Source organism: Paenibacillus sp. J22FR21 (genome assembly GCF_056269135.1).
The window spans coordinates 198,260-215,456 of record NZ_JBWDNJ010000001.1 but is presented as its reverse complement, the minus strand read 5'-3'; the positions used below and the strand labels follow the sequence as shown (position 1 = coordinate 215,456).

Genomic DNA, 17,197 nt, shown 5'->3' with positions numbered 1-17,197 from the left:
CTGTCAAGGTTCTTTTGCACAGATGCCGGATTTATATACGATGGTATGTATATTGCTCCATAAAGAAAAAACTTACGCCCCGTCCGAAGACGCTGCGTAAGTTTTCTTCTACTATAGGCTAAGCTTTGTAATCCGCTCTACCGCTTTCTCCGTATTCTCGCGGCTGCCAAACGCTGTCAGGCGGAAGTAGCCTTGACCGCTTTGACCGAAGCCGACACCCGGCGTACCCACGATATTCGCTTCAGACAGAAGCTTATCGAAGAATGCCCATGAGTCAAGACCGTTCGGAGTCTTAAGCCAGATGTAAGGTGCGTTAACGCCGCCGAACACTTCAAGGCCAAGCGACGCAAGACCATCGCGGATAATGCCCGCATTCGTCATGTAATAATCGATGATCGTACCGATTTGCTCTTTGCCTTCCGGTGTGTAGATCGCAGCAGCACCACGTTGAGTCACGTAAGATACGCCATTGAACTTCGTTGTATGACGGCGATTCCACAGATCATTTACAAGTACCACATTACCGTCCGCATCCTTCGCTTTCAGCTCGCGCGGAACAACTGTGTATGCGCAACGAACGCCTGTGAATCCGGCTGTCTTCGAGAAGCTGCGGAATTCAATTGCTACTTCTTTAGCGCCTTCGATTTCATAGATACTGCGTGGAACATCAGCTTCTTGAATGAATGCCTCGTAGGCCGAATCGTACAAGATGATGCAGTTGTTCGCTTTCGCGAAGTCAACCCAGCGCTTCAGCTCTTCCTTCGACAGGGTCATACCTGTCGGGTTGTTCGGGTAGCACAAGTAAATCAGATCAACTTTCCGCTCCGGCAGGCTTGGCGTGAAGTTGTTAGACGCATCGCACTTCAGATAGACGATGTTCTCGTATTGGTTCGTTTCTTTGTTGAACTTGCCGGAACGGCCAGCCATAACATTCGTGTCCACGTATACAGGGTATACCGGATCTTGAACCGCGATAACAGCATCTTGACTGAAGATCTCTTGAATGTTGCCCACGTCACACTTCGAACCGTCGCTGACGAATACTTCATTCGTCGCGATGTCGATGCCGCGCGCTTTATAGTCATTGTTAATGATATCGTTAATGAGGAAGTCGTAGCCTTGCTCCGGGCCATAGCCGCGGAATGAACCCGGATTCGCCAGCTCATCAACAGCAGCGTGCATCGCTTTCGTTACCGCATCCGGGAGACCACGTGTTACATCGCCGATACCAAGGCTGATAATTTGAGCGTTCGGATTGTTTTGAATAAATGTAGTACGGCGCTTTGCAATTTCAGAGAACAGGTAGCTCCCTTGCAGCTGCGTATAGTTGTGATTGATTTGAGTCATCGATCCATCTCACCTTTCATTGTCACTGCTTACAGATTGTAATTATCATAGCGTAACGTAAGCATTGAACCACATAAAGAAATTAGTGAAAAGTTTGTACTATTACACAACTAACGTTGACGCAAAATCATCAGCTCATGCTCCATGTCAGGTGGAATCGGTGTAGAAAACTCCATGTACTCGCCTGTACGAGGATGATCGAAACCCAGAACAGCCGCATGAAGCGCCTGGCCTTTAAGACCAATTGTCTTATTCCGACCATAAATCGGATCGCCTGCAAGCGGGTGCCCGATGTATTTCATATGCACGCGAATCTGGTGTGTCCTTCCGGTCTCAAGCTTCAGCTCCAGCAGCGTAAAATCACCGAGGCGCTCCGCAACTTGGAAATGCGTGACCGCTTCTTTACTGCCCCGCTGAGTCACCATAAAGACCTTCCGATCCTGCGGGTCTCTCCCAATCGGCGCATCAACTGTGCCATGCTCATGCGGCATCGTTCCATGCACGAGGGCGAGATATTTTCTCGTCACCGTATGGGCTTTAAGCTGTGCAGCCAGCGAAGCATGTGCCAGGTCGTTCTTCGCCGCCATGATTAGGCCGGAAGTATCCTTATCAATCCGATGTACGATCCCTGGGCGAAGCACGCCGTTAATCCCAGACAGATCTTTGCAGTGGTACATGAGCGCATTCACGACTGTTCCCGAATAATGTCCGGGTGCAGGGTGAACGACCATGCCGCGCGGTTTGTTAATGACAATAACATCACTATCTTCGTAGACCACATCAAGCGGAATGTTCTGCGCCTCAATTACGGCCTCTTCCGGTTCAGGAATAATAACCGTGACCACATCGGCCACGGCTAGCTTGTAGTTCGACTTTACTTGACGCTCATTGACCAGAACGGCGCCGGATTTAATCCATTCCTGCACCATCGTGCGGGATACTGAGCCTTCTTCAATGCTTTCAGTTACAAATTTATCAAGCCGTTCACCGGCGTCCGCTTCAATCGCGGTAAAACTCATAGACTCATCATTGAATAAATTGGTGCCCTTGTCCATTAGGTTCTTCTTGTCCATTTGGTTTTGAATCTCCGTTCTCTCTCTTGGATGTCAGAATCGCATCCAGCAAAATCATACCTACACCGATACAAATACCGGAATCGGCGATGTTGAATATTGGGAATACATAGCTGCCGAACGTAAACTGCAGGAAATCGACAACCTCGCCGTAAAGCGCACGCTCCAAGAAATTGCCAAGTGCGCCGCCAAGTACGAGACCAAGACCTGCGAGCAGCAATCCTTTACCGGAATCGCGGTTCTTCATCATATACCAGATGATACCGCCTAGAACGATAAGCGTAATCAAGATAAACAGGTAACGCTGCTCTTGCAGAATGCCAAACGCGGCACCTCTGTTGCGGATGGAAGTAAGGATAAAGAAATCGCCGAGCACATGCTTAGTTTCACCGATCGTGAGACTTTTCTCAACCCATTGTTTGGTAATATAGTCAATTACGAAAACAACAACCGCTAGCCAATAGTAATAATATTTCATCGCACATGCCCCCTTGTCCTCAACATTGTAGCATAGGAGAGCTCATGCAGACTAGGACAATTTCCGCATGCCTTTGCCATTTCATCCATGAATACCCGCCTCTAAAACAGCGCCTTTATTGGGAAACTAAACGACATCAAGTATGCCATCATGCCAATGTGAAGAGAGGGCACTCATCATGACGAACCTTACGAACACCCAGCTACGAAATTTACGCAGCCGCCTTGTCGTGGAGAAAGCTGCAATTGAACAGCGGCTAGCAAGCAGCGAGCATTATGGATTCTCCGCATCACTCAAAGATGAATCCGGTGATCTGTCATCGTACGATAACCATCCCGCGGATGCTGCTACAGAGACGTATGAGCGCGGGAAAGACCTCGCGCTTCATGAGCAAGAGGAATTTCATCTTAGCCGCATCGATGCTGCACTAACCGCTATGGAAGAAGGAAGCTACGGGACTTGTCGTACATGCGGGAGTGATATTCCGCTCGAACGGTTGCAAGCACTGCCTGATTCACTGTACTGTGTTGCGCATTCACCCAGACAAGACATTTCTGAGCACCGTCCGGTTGAGGAACAATTCCTTGCACCTGGATTTGGCCGCTCAAGCATGGATGAGCACGAAGATGGATACAACGGCTTTGATGGTGAAGATGCCTGGCAAATCGTGGAGAGCTGGGGCAACTCCGACTCACCTGCGATGTCCGAGAATGCCAATGTTCGTTCTTACGACGAGATCGGCATCGAATCGGGCGAAGCCGACGGCTATGTGGAGCCGCTCGAAAGCTTCCTAGCCACGGACATTACCGGCAAGCATATCAGTGTTGTCCGCAATCGGGAATATTATAACTATATGGAGCATGAGGAAGGCGATCATATGCTCGAACAGCAATAAAGTCCATACGCTTAATAAGTCTTCCCCTCCAGCTGATGCTGGACGATGCGGACAATGTCTGCAATATAATCGCCGATGATCGGCAAATTAAGTGCACCGAGCAGCTGCAGCACATAGAGTATCGTTGCCGCAAAGAACGTAAATCCAATCGCGATTCCGACCCCTCGCGCGGTGCCGCCGAGCAAATTGCGCCACATGAGCGAGTATGGTCGGTTAAGGAGCTGCACATAATCTGCGATCTGCGAACGCTCCATCTCTGAGGCAACTTTCTGCAGCCGTTTCTCGAGCGCATCCAAAGCGTGACGAACGCCGATTAAATCTTTATTTTCTTCTGTCATGAAGGATCCCTCCCCAGGGCTTAAAGCAAACAAGAATCACGCCCATGCAGCAGTTCGGAAGCGGCAACTATGCCGTTCGCCGTTCGTCTTCATGGGCGTTCGTGTTGTTTGCTGTTATGAGGTTACTATACCCTTACGACAGAAATTCCAATCTCTTTCTCTCCGAGCGATACTCGTTCCATATCCGCCTGGCTGCCGTACTCCACGCTGCGCAGCAGAACGCTTTCGAACAGCACGGATTCGAAGGCTTGCAGCGCTGCAAGCAGCTCCGCATCGACATCCAGAATAAGATGAACGCGCATTTCAATCGGAAGATCAAGCTTCTTGCGTGTATCCTGCACGGCACGAATAACTTCGCGAACCAAACCTTCCTGTTCCAGCTCAGGCGTGATATCGGTATTGATCGCAACCGTTAAGTTGTAACCCGAAGCCGAGGCAAAACCGGATTTAGCCTGTTTCTCTACGAGCAGCTCATCAAGGGCGATCTCAAGCGTCTCTCCATCCGGCGATGCGAATGTCAGCACGCCTGCTTTCATAATGCCGCTCGTTTGCTCCGGCGTCAGCGACTTCAAGTAGCCTTGGATCGGTCCGACATGTTTGCCGTACTTCTTACCGGCTACTTTAAGGTTCAACTTGAACGCAAAGTCAACGAATCCGGTGTCGCCGCTCGCAATCGTGATCGACTTCACGTTGATTTCATCCTTGATGATCGCTTCATACGGCGACAGGTCAAATTCATTGTCAAGCGCTACGATAAGCTCCGATAACGGCTGACGTGTTTTGATGCCCGTTTCGTTGCGGACATTGCGAGCCAGTTCGACGATTTGTCTCGCTGTTTCCATATCGCGCTCCAGCGTTTCATCGATCGCCGCTTCGTCGGCTTTCGGATAGTCCGCCAGATGTACGCTGCTGCCATCTCCGAGATTCGTATATACATCTTCGGCTACCAACGGTGCGAACGGCGCGATTAAGCGAGAAACCGTAAGCAATACGGTACGAAGAGTGCCGTAAGCATCCAGCTTGTCATCTGTCAGCCCGCTGCCCCAGAAACGGTCACGGGAACGACGGATGTACCAATTGCTCATTTCGTCGACAAAGGTTTCAATGCCCTTCGCAGCGTTGAGGAAGTCGTAGACGGACAGGCTCTTCTCCACTTGTGCAATTAAGCTGTTCAGGCGGGATACAATCCAGCGGTCCAGCTTATTCGCGGATACGCGTGCCGGTTGTGCAGCAGGATCGTAACCGTCGATCGAAGCATAAAGCGCGAAGAACGCATGAGTATTGACGATGGTGTCAATTACTTTGGATTTGGCTTCGCCTACGATACCGCGCGAGAACCGTTTGCTGTTCCACGGTGCACTGTCAGCCAGAAGCGCCCAGCGGAATGCGTCCGTTCCGTATTCGTTAATGATTTCCCATGGGTCGATAACATTCCCTTTGGATTTGGACATCTTCTGCCCATTCTCATCCAGGATATGACCGGTGGAAATAACCGCTTTGTACGGTGCCTTACCGTTGTACAGCGTAGATACAGCCAGCAAGCTGAAGAACCAGCCGCGCGTTTGGTCAATGCCTTCGCAGATGATGTCCGCCGGGTATTGCTCAGCGAAGATCTCTTGCTTCTCAAACGGCTGATGATATTGCGCGAATGGCATGGAGCCGCTGTCGAACCAAACGTCCACGACTTCGGAAGTACGCGTCATCACGCCGCCTTCGCAATGCGGGCAATGCAGCTTCACTTCATCCACGTATGGCTTATGAAGCTCAATGTCTTCCGAGATCGGCGATGTGGAGCGCGCAACCAGGTCCGCTCTGCTGCCCGGTGAATGCTGCCCGCCGCAGCTATCGCAAATCCATACGTTAAGCGGCGTTCCCCAGTAACGGTTACGGCTGATATTCCAATCGACCAAGTCCTCGAGGAATTTACCGAAACGGCCTTCGCGGATGTGGCCCGGATACCATTCTACGCCTGCGTTGTTCGCGATCAGCTGATCTTTAACCGCGGTTGTCTCGATGAACCAGCTGTCTGTTGCATAATAGATCAGCGGCGTTTTGCAGCGCCAGCAGAACGGATAGCTGTGCTCATAACGTTCCTTGGAGAAGAGCAGGCCGCGTTCGCTTAACATCTTAACAATGTCGACATCGCATTCTTTCACGAAACGTCCGGCCAGATCCGTAACAACATCGAGATAACGACCTGCATTGTCCACCACGTTCAAGAAGCTAACGCCATTCTGACGAGCTACCTTGTAGTCGTCTTCACCGTGTGCGGGAGCAATGTGAACGATACCTGTACCGCTCGTATCGCTGACAAAGTCACCTGGGATGACGAAGTGGCCGTTCTCGATTGGTGCGTATTTGAATGGCGGCTCGTATTTCTTGCCGACCAGCTCTGCCCCTTTTACAGTGGACTGGATGACGAAATCGCCTTTCATCACGCTCTCTACAAGTGCTTCAGCGACGAAATACACTTGACCATCCTTCAGCACGCGTGCGTAATCCAAATCCGGATTAACGGCAAGCGCCACGTTCGCCGGGAGCGTCCAAGGTGTTGTCGTCCAAGCGAGCACGTACTCATCGGAATCCGCTAGTTTGAATTTCACAGTAGCGCTAAGGTCCTTAACATCCTCATACCCTTGTGCAACCTCATGGGAGCTTAATGTCGTTTGGCAGCATGGGCAATAAGGGCTAACGCGGTGTCCGCGGTACAACAGTCCTTTGCCATGAATCGTCGATAGAATATGCCATACGCTCTCGATGTAGTTGTTGTTCAGCGTAATGTACGGATCGTCCATGTTGGTCCAATAGCCGATTGCTTCCGTCAGCTCACGCCATTGACGCTCATATTCGAATACGCTGTTTTTGCACTTCGTGATGAAGGCTTCAACGCCGTATTTCTCGATATCCTGTTTACCGGAGATCCCCAGCTGTTTCTCAACACCAAGCTCGACCGGCAATCCGTGCGTATCCCAGCCTGCTTTACGAACGACACGGTAGCCATCCATCGTCTTGTAGCGGCAGATGAAGTCTTTGATTACGCGTCCCAGCACGTGACCGATATGCGGAGCTCCATTCGCTGTTGGCGGCCCTTCATAAAAGACAAAATTCGGCTTGCCTTCCCGGTTCGTGATCGACTGCTTAAATGTCTCTTCTTCTCTCCATTTGGCCAGTACCCTTGAGTCCCGACTTCTTGCTTTCTCTTTGACATCGACGCGTTGCATACGCTCATACCCCTTTCATTCTCCTGGAAAATAAAAAAAGCCCCGCCCCTGTAAAGGGACGAGACTATAGCTCGCGATACCACCCTTGTTCCAAGACTAGCTACGTACCTCCTCACCGCTCTCTTACAGAGATGGCAAACGGACGCGCCGCTATGCTTGGCACCTTCGTCACGGATGCATGCATCCGAGTTCCTAATAACGGTGGACTTCCGGAACTGCTTACTGCTTATGGCATCCATAAGGTTAGGCAGTTCTTCTCAGAGAGGATATTCCGAAACTGTTCACACACCGGCTTTCAGCAAATACCGGCTCTCTGTGGTGCTTACAGAAACGTACTCGTTCTCGTCAACGAAGTGATCGTATAGATTGATTATTACCATTTATACGCGAATCCTAAACAATTGTCAAACCATTCGCAACAATAATTACACGCCGCGGGCGATTTCACTCGTTAAGCTTGCCGGACCATCCAATGTATCCCAGCTGTCATGGCTTAGCAGCTCAAGCTGTGCTTCCACGAGTGTCCGGAATCTGGCACGATAGATCGAAGCTTGTTTGCGAAGCTCCTCTACTTCAAGCGCCACTTTACGGGACTTGCTAAGCGACTCATTGATGATGCGGTCGGCATTCTTCTCGGCTTCTTTGACGATGAGCTGCGCTTCTTTCTTCGCATTGCTTCTCACTTCATCAGCCGCTTCTTGCGCCACAATAATCGTCTTACTCAACGTTTCTTCAATGTTGGAGAAATGATTCAGCTTCTCCTGCATGGACAATGCCTGATTCTGAATTTCTTTGTTCTCGCGAATGAGCGCCTCATAGTCTTTAATGACTTGATCAAGAAATTCATTTACTTCATCTTCATCGTATCCGCGAAGTCGTCTGCCAAATTCCTTGTTATGTATGTCCAATGGCGTAAGCGGCATTGGGGCACCTCCTGATTGTAGTCGAAGGGGACCATGCTTAGGGTATCCCCGTGTGGGACTAGCGCCTTAAGCCGTATCCTTCCTGAGTTTACTTCTAATTTCGACAGATGGAGTCATTTTCCTGCAAACGATTAGATAAATTTGCCGATTTTGACCCGAACTCTGCCTTTCTTCGTAATCCCCTCTACAACAAGCACTTTGAAACGGCCAAGACCCTGCATCGAAATGACGTCGCCTTCCTTGAGCGGCGTGGAAGGATCCTCTTCTACTTTCCAGTTCACGCGGCATCTGCCGGCCCTAATGGGGTCCACGATCTTGGTTCGGCTGATCCGATGGACATCGCTGGCGATACCGTCAAGACGCAAAGAAGCCACCGACAAATTCATCTCTTCCATCGCGGACACCGCGGGGCGCAGCTGATGCAGCGGAAGGATGTCCGTTAGGACGTGAACACGGTGGACTTGTCGCAAATGAATATTAATATAATCGGCTATTTCCGAGACGACTAAACAATGACAGCTGTCCTCATGTACATGAAGATCGCCAATGCGATCACGCTTGATACCCAGTCCAAGTAGTGCACCCAGGTAGTCGCCATGATCCAGCTCCAGATGACCTTGCGTACCGCCGGTCACTTCAATTAAAGCAATTCCTTCGGGCTCATTCTCGAGATCGCGGTAATCAGGTGCAATAATGGCCCTTCTACGCTCAGCGCTTTCATAGCCGCCTACAAAGCGAAGACCAACATCTGCACGCCGATTGACTAGCGACGCTACGATATCGGCCTGCCTTGGATCGAGAAAATCGGTCACTTTCACTTCGTGACCGAATGCTGCTCGTTCGATCCATTCCGAGGCGCGGTCCACGAAGGGCCGCTCATCCGGATGGAAATGGACATAAATATCGTTTTTCATTAGATAAACATCTCGATGACCGAAATCAATCCCAAGGCCACGAAACGAAGGGCAAACAAGGCAACGATCGGGGAGATATCAATCACTCCGCCGATATTGGGGATAAATCTGCGGAATGGTGCCAAATAAGGCTCAACCAGCTTACCCAATAATTCACCGATGAAGCTCTCACGCAGGCTCGGCAGCCATGACAACAGTACGTAAGCAATGATCATATACTGATAAATCTGTGATAGGGTTAAGATTAAATTTGCTACGTCCAACTCAAGGTCACCTCATTTTTTTGTAATCTTGCTCATCTGCCAGCATTTCCGTTATTGCGCCTTGAATTTCAACCGAGTCGGGCGTGCAAAGAAAAATATTAGGACCAAGCTTCGATATGCCGCCGTTCAACGCATAAATCGTACCGCTGAGAAAATCAACGATTCTCACTGCTTGATCCGAACGAACACGCTGCAGGTTCACAACGACCGAACGACGCGAGCGCAAGTGGTCCGCAATATCCTGTGCTTCTTCGTACGAACGGGGTTCGTTCAGAATAACGCGCACATTCTTCTGCGAATGAATACTGACGATATTATTTCCCTTTGCAGGTTGTTTACGTTGCTCGAAGGGAGAAGTTTCATTATCTTGTTCGTCATGATTGTCAATTCGTTCGCGTTCTACGACTTCCTCTTCCTCTTGCAGGCCGAGAAAACTCATAAACTTATTCATCATGCCCGTCGCCCTCTTTCCCTTATAATCTGCATGCCAAGTATTCGCTTGCTGAAACGCATCCTTAGCTGTGTCCTACCAGTACCGTACCTAGTCTTAACCATGTTGCGCCTTCTTCTACAGCTACCTCGAAATCCCCCGACATGCCCATCGACAAACCATCAACCTGCTTGCTCAATACAGCGCTGCGATTCAGTTCGTCACGAAGCTGTCTTAACCCGCGAAATACGGGACGGGATTGCTCGGCTTCGCCGTCAAGCGGCGCCATCGTCATCAGCCCAACCGGCTCGATATGAGGAAAGGCCACTAGCTGCTTGGCGAAAGGGATTAATTCTTCGGGCCGAAGGCCATGCTTGCTGTCTTCTCCGGCTACATTGACTTGAATAAAGCAAGGCACCTTGATGTCAAGCTGCGCAGCCTTACGCTCGATTGCCTCCGCTAATGAAAGACGATCCAAGGAATGGATGTATGTAAATTTCCCTATGACTTCTTTAACCTTATTCGTTTGCAGTGACCCAATGAAATGCCATACAGCTTGTCCGGACGGCGCATGGTCTAAGCTTGTATCCCACTGGCTGCCCGTAATCGCGTTCCACTTCTCAGACGCATCCTGCCAGCGATTCTCCCCCATATGAACGAGACCTTGCTGCAAGACCGCCTGCGTCTGGGGGACGCCTACGTACTTCGTTACTGCAATCAGTTCAATCTCCGAACGCTGCCGGCCGCTTCTTGCACATGCATCTGCGAGCCGCCGTTCCACTTCTTCAATACGCTGTGATAAAGTCGTCACGCCTTACTTGTCTCCTTCTTTCATGCCGATCCAGCTCACCATTCGGCCCGTCGCACCGCCTTCTACTCGGTGAGAGAAGAACAGATTCGTGGCACAACCGGTGCACCACTCTGAACATTCGATACGGCTCGGCAAAATTCCTGCTTTTATCATAATCTGTCGGTTCAATTCTTTCAAGTTTATCCTGGCTTTTCCTTCACCCGTAGGTACGACCATGTCGGCAGGATCCACATTTAATGCAGCGATAAGCGGCAAAACACGATCCAGCACGACATCATTCACCTCATAGCAGCACATCCCAATGGAAGGACCAATCGCTGCTTGAATGGATGCTGCATCGCAGCCGAAGGTCGAGACCATTCGTTCGACGGTCAACCTGGCAATTTCCAGAACGGTTCCTTTCCAGCCCGCATGGGCCAGCGCAATCACTTCACGAACAGGATCGAAGAAATAGAGCGGAACACAATCCGCGTAGAAAGAAGTCAGCAATACATTCTTCTGGTCGGTAACAAGAGCGTCCACATCCGCAATTGATGATGCGCGGCTCGCTCTGCCTTTGCCGCGATCATCGGCTTCTATAATATGCACGTGATTGCCGTGTACTTGCTCTGCACAGGTCCATGCTTCAAATGGCCAGCCGAGCGACTCCGCGAGCAAGCTGCGATTGCGTACAACGTCATCCTGTACGTCCCCAACATGAAGCCCGCAATTCAGGGATTGCCAAGGGGCGCTGCTGACGCCACCTTCCCGTCCGGAGAATCCAACCGTCAAACCATCAAACCGCTCTATCCATTGTGGCAATAAAAAAAGCGAAGGGCTCTTCGCTGCATCAACATGTTTAAACGGTTCCATGATACAATCACCTCGTCTTCCAGTGTACCACGCATGGCAGCCTCCTTGCGAGCGGCTACGCGCCCGCAAGGCTCCTTTCGAATGGCAGAACGATAAGCTTATCGAACCTGCACATCGTCTTCCTCCGTCTTGTACACCTTCGCATCATCAATCCGTACGAGTACGACATCCGTGCCGATCTTCACAATATTTCGCCAAGGGATCACGACATCTGTGCCACCGCCGAACAAGCCGAAGAAACGGGAGTAGTTCGGTACAACGATGGAATCAATGCGTCCCTGCCGCAAATCCAGCTCCAAGTCACTGACCTGCCCCAGCTTGCGTCCATCTACAATATTGATAACGTCCTTCGTCTGAAAATCCGAAATTTTCATTAGCCGTTCACCACGCTTCCGAAAGAACTGCCCATCACCTTATTATCAATATATGTGCCAAATGGGCAAAATGTCCTGCTTGCCACTAATTATAGCCGCTGCTGTCACATAGCAAAAAAACGGCGCTAGGCGCCGTTTCACTTTTGGTTGATTTACGTTTTAACATGCTTTTGCATCTGTTGGATCGCGGATTTCTCGAGCCGGGATACTTGCGCTTGTGAGATGCCGATTTCGTCGGCTACCTCCATTTGCGTTTTCCCTTCGAAGAAACGCATCGACAGAATCATTTTTTCGCGTTCATTTAGTTTGTGCATCGCTTCTCGAAGAGCAATCTCCTCAATCCACGACACGTCTTTGTTTTTGTCATCACTGATTTGGTCCATCACATAGATGGGATCTCCCCCATCATGATAAATCGGTTCGAACAATGATACCGGGTCTTGAATGGCATCGAGCGCAAAAACGACATCCTCTTTCGGAACGTTCAGCGCCTCGGAAATTTCAAAAATCGTCGGCTCCCTTGAGTTTTTGTTCGTCAAGCTGTCCCGTACCTGCAGCGCCTTATACGCGATATCACGCAAGGAACGCGACACACGAATCGGGTTATTGTCCCTTAAATAACGGCGAATTTCACCGATTATCATCGGAACCGCATAGGTGGAAAACTTAACATTCTGACTGAGATCGAAATTGTCGATTGCTTTCATGAGGCCGATGCAGCCGACTTGGAAGAGATCGTCGACGAATTCCCCGCGGTTATTAAACCGTTGAATCACACTAAGCACTAGCCTCAAGTTGCCATTGACTAATTTCTCTCTTGCTGCCCACTCATTCTGCGTTTGTAATGCGGTAAACAACTCCCGCATTTCCGCGTTTGTGAGGACAGGCAGTTTCGCGGTATCCACTCCACAAATCTCGACTTTGTTTCGGGTCAACGTGATTACCTCCCAAGGAGAAACATTAATGTTCAGTATCTCCTTGCCCCCCCAATTTATTCCCCCTCCCGCAAGAAGAAAGTCATTCCCAAAGCTGACCTGCAATGTAAACGCAATCAAGCCCCCGGAGGGATTCCGAGGGCTCGAGCATTCCTATTATTTGGTCACATACAGCGAGTAAATTTGCAGGTCGTTAAGAAGCTTTGTACGCTCAGTCCCTTGCTCGTTAATGTCGATTTTGCCGGTATAGACGACTTTACTTTGCTTCAGGTCGGCAATGACAACATCGATTGTATCGGCTTCCTTGGACATCAGATACAACCGGTCCCCACTGACCATCGAGCTTGATACGGACTGAGCGGGGATTACGAACTCCTTGATTTCTCGCGTCTTCAGATCATAGTGCTTCACAAGGGCTGATTTCTCTTGCTTCACGGTCATAATGACCGAATCTGTAGTTGCGTTCACCAAATAGTCTGAAATGCTTGGATCAATAGCAGTCACTGCCGTCGTTTGTCCGCTCTTCCAATCCAACGTGAACAGCTCCGACTTCGTGTTTTCTGTGATTTCATTTCCTTCTTTGTCTTTCACGTGCTTCTCTGTCTGTTGTCTAAATACGAGCACATCATTAGGTACGTTATACGGTGTTGAACTCTCCATACTGTATCTTACGAATTGGCCATTATCCAGCTTCTTATCGGCAAAAAGCACGTCATCTTTGGCAATGCTCTTCGCGTTTAGATCCACCGTATATTTATGAATCTCCTGGTTCCCAATACTGTACCCGTTATCGTCATTCTTTCGATAATTGATGGTGAAGACGTATAGCATCCGGCCATCCAGTTGTACGTCCATCACGTAAGCCCAGCCGTATTGTTCATAATTAGGTACAGCTGCTTCGAAGCTTCGTTCATCCTTCGTTTTCAAATCGAGCGTAGATACGTTGAACTTAGAATTCCGATTTGCATATCCGCTATTAAAGGATGCATAGGCAAGAATGTTCGCATCTTGATAGAACGAATTCGAGCTTCTTTTAGCCCGCATGAAGCCGTGATGCTCTTTAAACAGTTGAACCATTTCCTGATTATAGCTGTATCGTTTGGCGATCGAAAACTGCTCGAAATAAGACTCTTCCTGCTGATACTTGCTCCCCTTCGAACTAATGACCAGGGAACCATAGCCCTTTGTCATGCCTTCCAGAACAAGCGATTTCGCCTCGTTATCATCACCGGAAACGGTCAGCAGGTTATAGTCCGGGTAGCTTCGCGTAGCAGCTCCCACGTAATAGGTGCCAATGCTCCCAAGGATAAAGACGACGAGCAGGATGGAAAACCAATAGCGTTTCATTGTGTAGTAACCTCCTATACCGATATCTTCTTATTCATTAAGAAGAAGCTTATTGCAAGAGACATGCCGCCGATCAATGCGGCAATTACGAACTCGATGATGAAAATTTCGTTCGGGTACAAATAATCGTTAATATCTCGATTCATGATGAGCATCGGTGCAATCAGAAGCAGACATGCAACTCCGATGTAGATGACGCCTGCCAAGACACCCTTCAACCGGTAACTCCGTTCAAACAGGATCGCCGTGAACAATATGATGACGAATAAGGCACCGCTGCCATAGTACAAAACAAATTCCGTAAAGGTACGGGGAACGAGAACTTGCAGAAACGAGTGATTCTGGATGACTGTTGTCAATGTTTCGGAGACTCCTCTCAATTCCGGGTCAACGACCGCCGTAAACAATGCGGATTCAAGCGGCAGAATGAGCAGTTGGAAGGCCACTAAGCCGAACACGAACAGCAGAATAGCGCTTAGCTTAGCCAAATACAAATGGCGTCTTTCCGTAGGCAGCATCAACAGCCGATAGATAAACATGTTTTTGCCCATCCATTCTCTATACCAAATCAGAAATACGTAAAGCGCTATTCCGCCGATGCAAAGCGCGATTGGGGCAAGAATAAATAAGTTTGCTCGGCTCATCATATCGGAAAAGCTCACTACGCCGTTTTCGGCTGCAAACTTTGCAAATGTTGACGTAGTCGGCCCCATTTTATCCTTTACGACTTGCATGTATTTATTGCTCTCGTACAGAATGCCGCCGCATTGCATGAGCAGCGTCATCACGAACAAGGTGATATACAGCTTCCAAAAACGAGAAACCTCCATATGAAGCAGCTTCAAAAAACGATTCATCCCTTGTACACCTCTCTCATAACATCCATAACCGACTTGCCTTCCTGCAAGCGCATGTCTTCGCAATTGAATTGTCTCATCACGACTCCGTTATCCAGCAGTACGACCTCGTCGATCAGATGTTCGATATCGTTAATTTCATGTGTCGTAATAATAACGCCCCTGTCTTCCACGAGCTTGCTTGTAAATACGCTTGCGATTTGCTCCCTGCTGAACGCATCGATGCCGGAGAATGGTTCGTCCATCAACACGTACTCCACATCCAGCGACAGTCCGTGCAGCAAATTCAGCTTGGCCGTATTTCCTTTGGAAAGCTCGGAAATCCGATCGTTACGCTTCAGCTTGAAGAAAATTAGCATCTCCTCCGCGCGCGCCTCGTTCCAGCTGGCGTAGAAATCTTTCATGAACTGCATGCTCGCACCGACGGTCATGTTAGGAGGCATCGTAATATTGTCCGGCACGTAAGCGACATGCTCGTAAATATGTTTGCCCACCGGCATTCCGTCCACTTGGATGCTGCCGCCGTCAATTGGCGTTAGTCCCATGATGGCTTTCAGCACGGTGGATTTGCCTACCCCGTTAATGCCGATCAAACACGTAATATTTCCTTTTTTCGCCGTAAACGATATATCTTGAAGCACTTTTCTGCGGCCGTATTTCTTGCGAACCGATTTAAACTCAATCATGCTTGCCCCTCCTTTGCTGCTTGCGTATAGCTTGTTTCTACTTTGCTCTTGACGATGGCTAACAGCTCATCGACCGGTACTTGGATCTTGGCTATAGATTGAACAAATGCATCGACGGCATCTGTAATGAGCTCGCTGCGAATTAAGCTTAATACCTGTTCGTCCGTTGTAATCCGGCTTGGGGAATTGCCCTCCGTTACGATCAATCCCTGTTCCTCCATTTCTTTATAAGCCTTCTGTGCCGTGTTCGGGTTAATTCTCAACTTACCTGCTATTTCGCGGCGCGATGGGATGACCTGCCCTTTCTCCAAACGTCCCGTTGCGATCTCTTCCTTAAAGTGCCTGACTACCTGGAGGTAGACAGGGTCGCGGTTATTGAACTTCAATTCCGCGCTGCCTTCGCCATCATGCATACGCTCCAACTCCGTCTTAATAGTGTGTGTACTACTTAGTTCATACACCTTATACGTGTACTATACCCCTAGTACACTCCTTTGTCAACTGCCTTGTTTGCGGTAAAATAAAAAGCACTGTCCTCCCTATTAGGTTAGGGAGAGACAGTGCCTTGAGTACATTCGTTTAATTAAAAGGCCGGGATAATCGAGCCTTCGTATTTGTCTTCGATGAATTTCTTCACTTCTGCTGAGTGCAGCGCTTCTGTTAATGCCTTGATTGCATCAGAATCTTTGTTATCCGGACGAGCAACAAGAATGTTCACGTATGGCGAATCGCTGCCTTCGATGAAGAGCGCATCCTTCGTCGGTACAAGACCTGCTTCAAGCGCATAATTCGTGTTGATCAGCGCAAGGTCTACTTCATCCAGAACACGTGGCAGTGTCGCAGCTTCAACTTCAGTGAACGCCAGGTTCTTCGGGTTCTCCGTAATATCGTGAACAGTACCTGCAACGCCTACGCCGTCTTTAAGCTTGATGACATTGTTTGCTGCAAGCAAAGCAAGTGCACGTCCGCCATTGGTCGGATCGTTAGGAATAACGACCTTCGCGCCGTCTTTCAGTTCATCTACACTTTTCACTTTTTTCGAATAAGCACCGAATGGCTCAATGTGGACGCCGGCAACATTGACGAGATCATAGCCTTTATCTTTGTTGAATTGGTCCAAGTACGGTGTATGCTGGAAGAAGTTTGCATCCAATTGCTTCTCGTACAACTGCGTGTTCGGTTGTACGTAGTCATTGAATTCGACAACTTCAAGATTAATGCCTTTAGCCTTCAATGCCGGCTTGATGAAATTAAGAATTTCCGCATGTGGCAATGGTGAAGCGCCAACCTTAAGTGTTACTTCTTGAGCAGCGTTATTGCCGTTATCCGCAGTCGTATTACCTACATTCGAATTGTTCGCTTCGTTATTGTTCGCTCCGCATGCGGACAACGCGACAACGAGCACTAGAAGCAATAGAGCCAAACTTACCTTCTTCATTTTTCATTCCTCCAT

Annotated in this window: 19 protein-coding genes and 1 other annotated feature; of the genes, 1 reads left to right on the top strand and 18 read right to left on the bottom strand. The window is 49.2% G+C overall.

The window, feature by feature from the left end; translation table 11 throughout:
• Nucleotides 1-111: 111 nt before the first annotated feature.
• The 3 genes from AC0YNS_RS00995 to lspA all read right to left on the bottom strand — a co-directional run bounded on the left by AC0YNS_RS00995 (nt 112) and on the right by lspA (nt 2,898).
• The gene (locus AC0YNS_RS00995; RefSeq protein WP_475779225.1) at nt 112-1,347 is read right to left on the bottom strand and encodes an LL-diaminopimelate aminotransferase; all 1,236 of its coding nucleotides are present in this window, start codon (nt 1,345-1,347) and stop codon (nt 112-114) included.
• Nucleotides 1,348-1,457: 110 nt separating this feature from the next.
• Nucleotides 1,458-2,402: an RluA family pseudouridine synthase gene (locus AC0YNS_RS00990; RefSeq protein WP_475780075.1), complete on the bottom strand. Its 945-nt coding sequence runs from the start codon at nt 2,400-2,402 to the stop codon at nt 1,458-1,460.
• A complete protein-coding gene (gene lspA / locus AC0YNS_RS00985; RefSeq protein ID WP_475779224.1) occupies nt 2,374-2,898 on the bottom strand; it encodes a signal peptidase II in 525 nt (174 codons plus the stop codon). The genes AC0YNS_RS00990 and lspA overlap by 29 nt, the downstream gene beginning before the upstream one ends.
• Before the next feature lie 178 nt (nt 2,899-3,076).
• On the opposite strand from lspA, the gene AC0YNS_RS00980 reads away from it, so the two are divergent.
• Nucleotides 3,077-3,793: a TraR/DksA C4-type zinc finger protein gene (locus AC0YNS_RS00980; protein ID WP_475779223.1), complete on the top strand. Its 717-nt coding sequence runs from the start codon at nt 3,077-3,079 to the stop codon at nt 3,791-3,793.
• 11 nt (nt 3,794-3,804) lie between these two features.
• Here the strand turns inward: AC0YNS_RS00980 and AC0YNS_RS00975 are convergent, their stop codons facing one another.
• The 15 genes from AC0YNS_RS00975 to AC0YNS_RS00905 all read right to left on the bottom strand — a co-directional run bounded on the left by AC0YNS_RS00975 (nt 3,805) and on the right by AC0YNS_RS00905 (nt 17,182).
• Nucleotides 3,805-4,131 carry a DUF5665 domain-containing protein gene (locus AC0YNS_RS00975; protein WP_090979772.1) on the bottom strand — a complete coding sequence of 109 codons (327 nt, stop codon included), beginning with the start codon at nt 4,129-4,131 and terminating at the stop codon, nt 3,805-3,807.
• A 125-nt stretch (nt 4,132-4,256) separates the two neighbouring features.
• Nucleotides 4,257-7,352, bottom strand: coding sequence for an isoleucine--tRNA ligase (gene ileS, locus AC0YNS_RS00970; protein ID WP_475779222.1), 3,096 nt, complete (start codon nt 7,350-7,352; stop codon nt 4,257-4,259).
• A gap of 51 nt (nt 7,353-7,403) precedes the next feature.
• Nucleotides 7,404-7,710: a binding site (T-box leader), on the bottom strand.
• Between the two features lie 67 nt (nt 7,711-7,777).
• Nucleotides 7,778-8,275: a DivIVA domain-containing protein gene (locus AC0YNS_RS00965; protein WP_090979776.1), complete on the bottom strand. Its 498-nt coding sequence runs from the start codon at nt 8,273-8,275 to the stop codon at nt 7,778-7,780.
• Between the two features lie 131 nt (nt 8,276-8,406).
• Nucleotides 8,407-9,189 (bottom strand): YlmH family RNA-binding protein, encoded by a 783-nt coding sequence (locus AC0YNS_RS00960; protein WP_475779221.1) that lies wholly within the window; start codon nt 9,187-9,189, stop codon nt 8,407-8,409.
• A complete protein-coding gene (locus AC0YNS_RS00955; RefSeq protein WP_091219480.1) occupies nt 9,189-9,452 on the bottom strand; it encodes a YggT family protein in 264 nt (87 codons plus the stop codon). Before AC0YNS_RS00955 ends, AC0YNS_RS00960 begins: the two co-directional genes overlap by 1 nt.
• 7 nt (nt 9,453-9,459) lie before the next feature.
• A complete protein-coding gene (locus AC0YNS_RS00950) occupies nt 9,460-9,906 on the bottom strand; it encodes a cell division protein SepF (RefSeq protein WP_091219483.1) in 447 nt (148 codons plus the stop codon).
• A 61-nt stretch (nt 9,907-9,967) separates the two neighbouring features.
• The gene (locus AC0YNS_RS00945; RefSeq protein WP_475779220.1) at nt 9,968-10,693 is read right to left on the bottom strand and encodes a YggS family pyridoxal phosphate-dependent enzyme; all 726 of its coding nucleotides are present in this window, start codon (nt 10,691-10,693) and stop codon (nt 9,968-9,970) included.
• Nucleotides 10,694-10,696: 3 nt separating this feature from the next.
• Complete coding sequence (pgeF, locus tag AC0YNS_RS00940; RefSeq protein ID WP_475779219.1) at nt 10,697-11,545, bottom strand: peptidoglycan editing factor PgeF; 849 nt, start codon at nt 11,543-11,545, stop codon at nt 10,697-10,699.
• A 98-nt stretch (nt 11,546-11,643) separates the two neighbouring features.
• Entirely contained in the window at nt 11,644-11,919 is a 276-nt protein-coding gene (locus AC0YNS_RS00935) for a YlmC/YmxH family sporulation protein (RefSeq protein WP_090979788.1), read from the bottom strand.
• Between the two features lie 152 nt (nt 11,920-12,071).
• The gene (gene sigG / locus AC0YNS_RS00930) at nt 12,072-12,854 is read right to left on the bottom strand and encodes an RNA polymerase sporulation sigma factor SigG (protein WP_090573745.1); all 783 of its coding nucleotides are present in this window, start codon (nt 12,852-12,854) and stop codon (nt 12,072-12,074) included.
• A gap of 156 nt (nt 12,855-13,010) precedes the next feature.
• Nucleotides 13,011-14,201: a hypothetical protein gene (locus AC0YNS_RS00925; RefSeq protein WP_475779218.1), complete on the bottom strand. Its 1,191-nt coding sequence runs from the start codon at nt 14,199-14,201 to the stop codon at nt 13,011-13,013.
• Nucleotides 14,202-14,215: 14 nt separating this feature from the next.
• On the bottom strand, nt 14,216-15,058 hold the full coding sequence (locus AC0YNS_RS00920) for a hypothetical protein (protein ID WP_475779217.1): 843 nt from the start codon (nt 15,056-15,058) through the stop codon (nt 14,216-14,218).
• A complete protein-coding gene (locus tag AC0YNS_RS00915) occupies nt 15,055-15,744 on the bottom strand; it encodes an ABC transporter ATP-binding protein (protein ID WP_475779216.1) in 690 nt (229 codons plus the stop codon). The genes AC0YNS_RS00920 and AC0YNS_RS00915 overlap by 4 nt, the downstream gene beginning before the upstream one ends.
• Complete coding sequence (locus AC0YNS_RS00910) at nt 15,741-16,157, bottom strand: GntR family transcriptional regulator (protein ID WP_475779215.1); 417 nt, start codon at nt 16,155-16,157, stop codon at nt 15,741-15,743. The genes AC0YNS_RS00915 and AC0YNS_RS00910 overlap by 4 nt, the downstream gene beginning before the upstream one ends.
• A gap of 170 nt (nt 16,158-16,327) precedes the next feature.
• Nucleotides 16,328-17,182, bottom strand: coding sequence for a MetQ/NlpA family ABC transporter substrate-binding protein (locus AC0YNS_RS00905; protein ID WP_475779214.1), 855 nt, complete (start codon nt 17,180-17,182; stop codon nt 16,328-16,330).
• Nucleotides 17,183-17,197 lie beyond the last annotated feature (15 nt).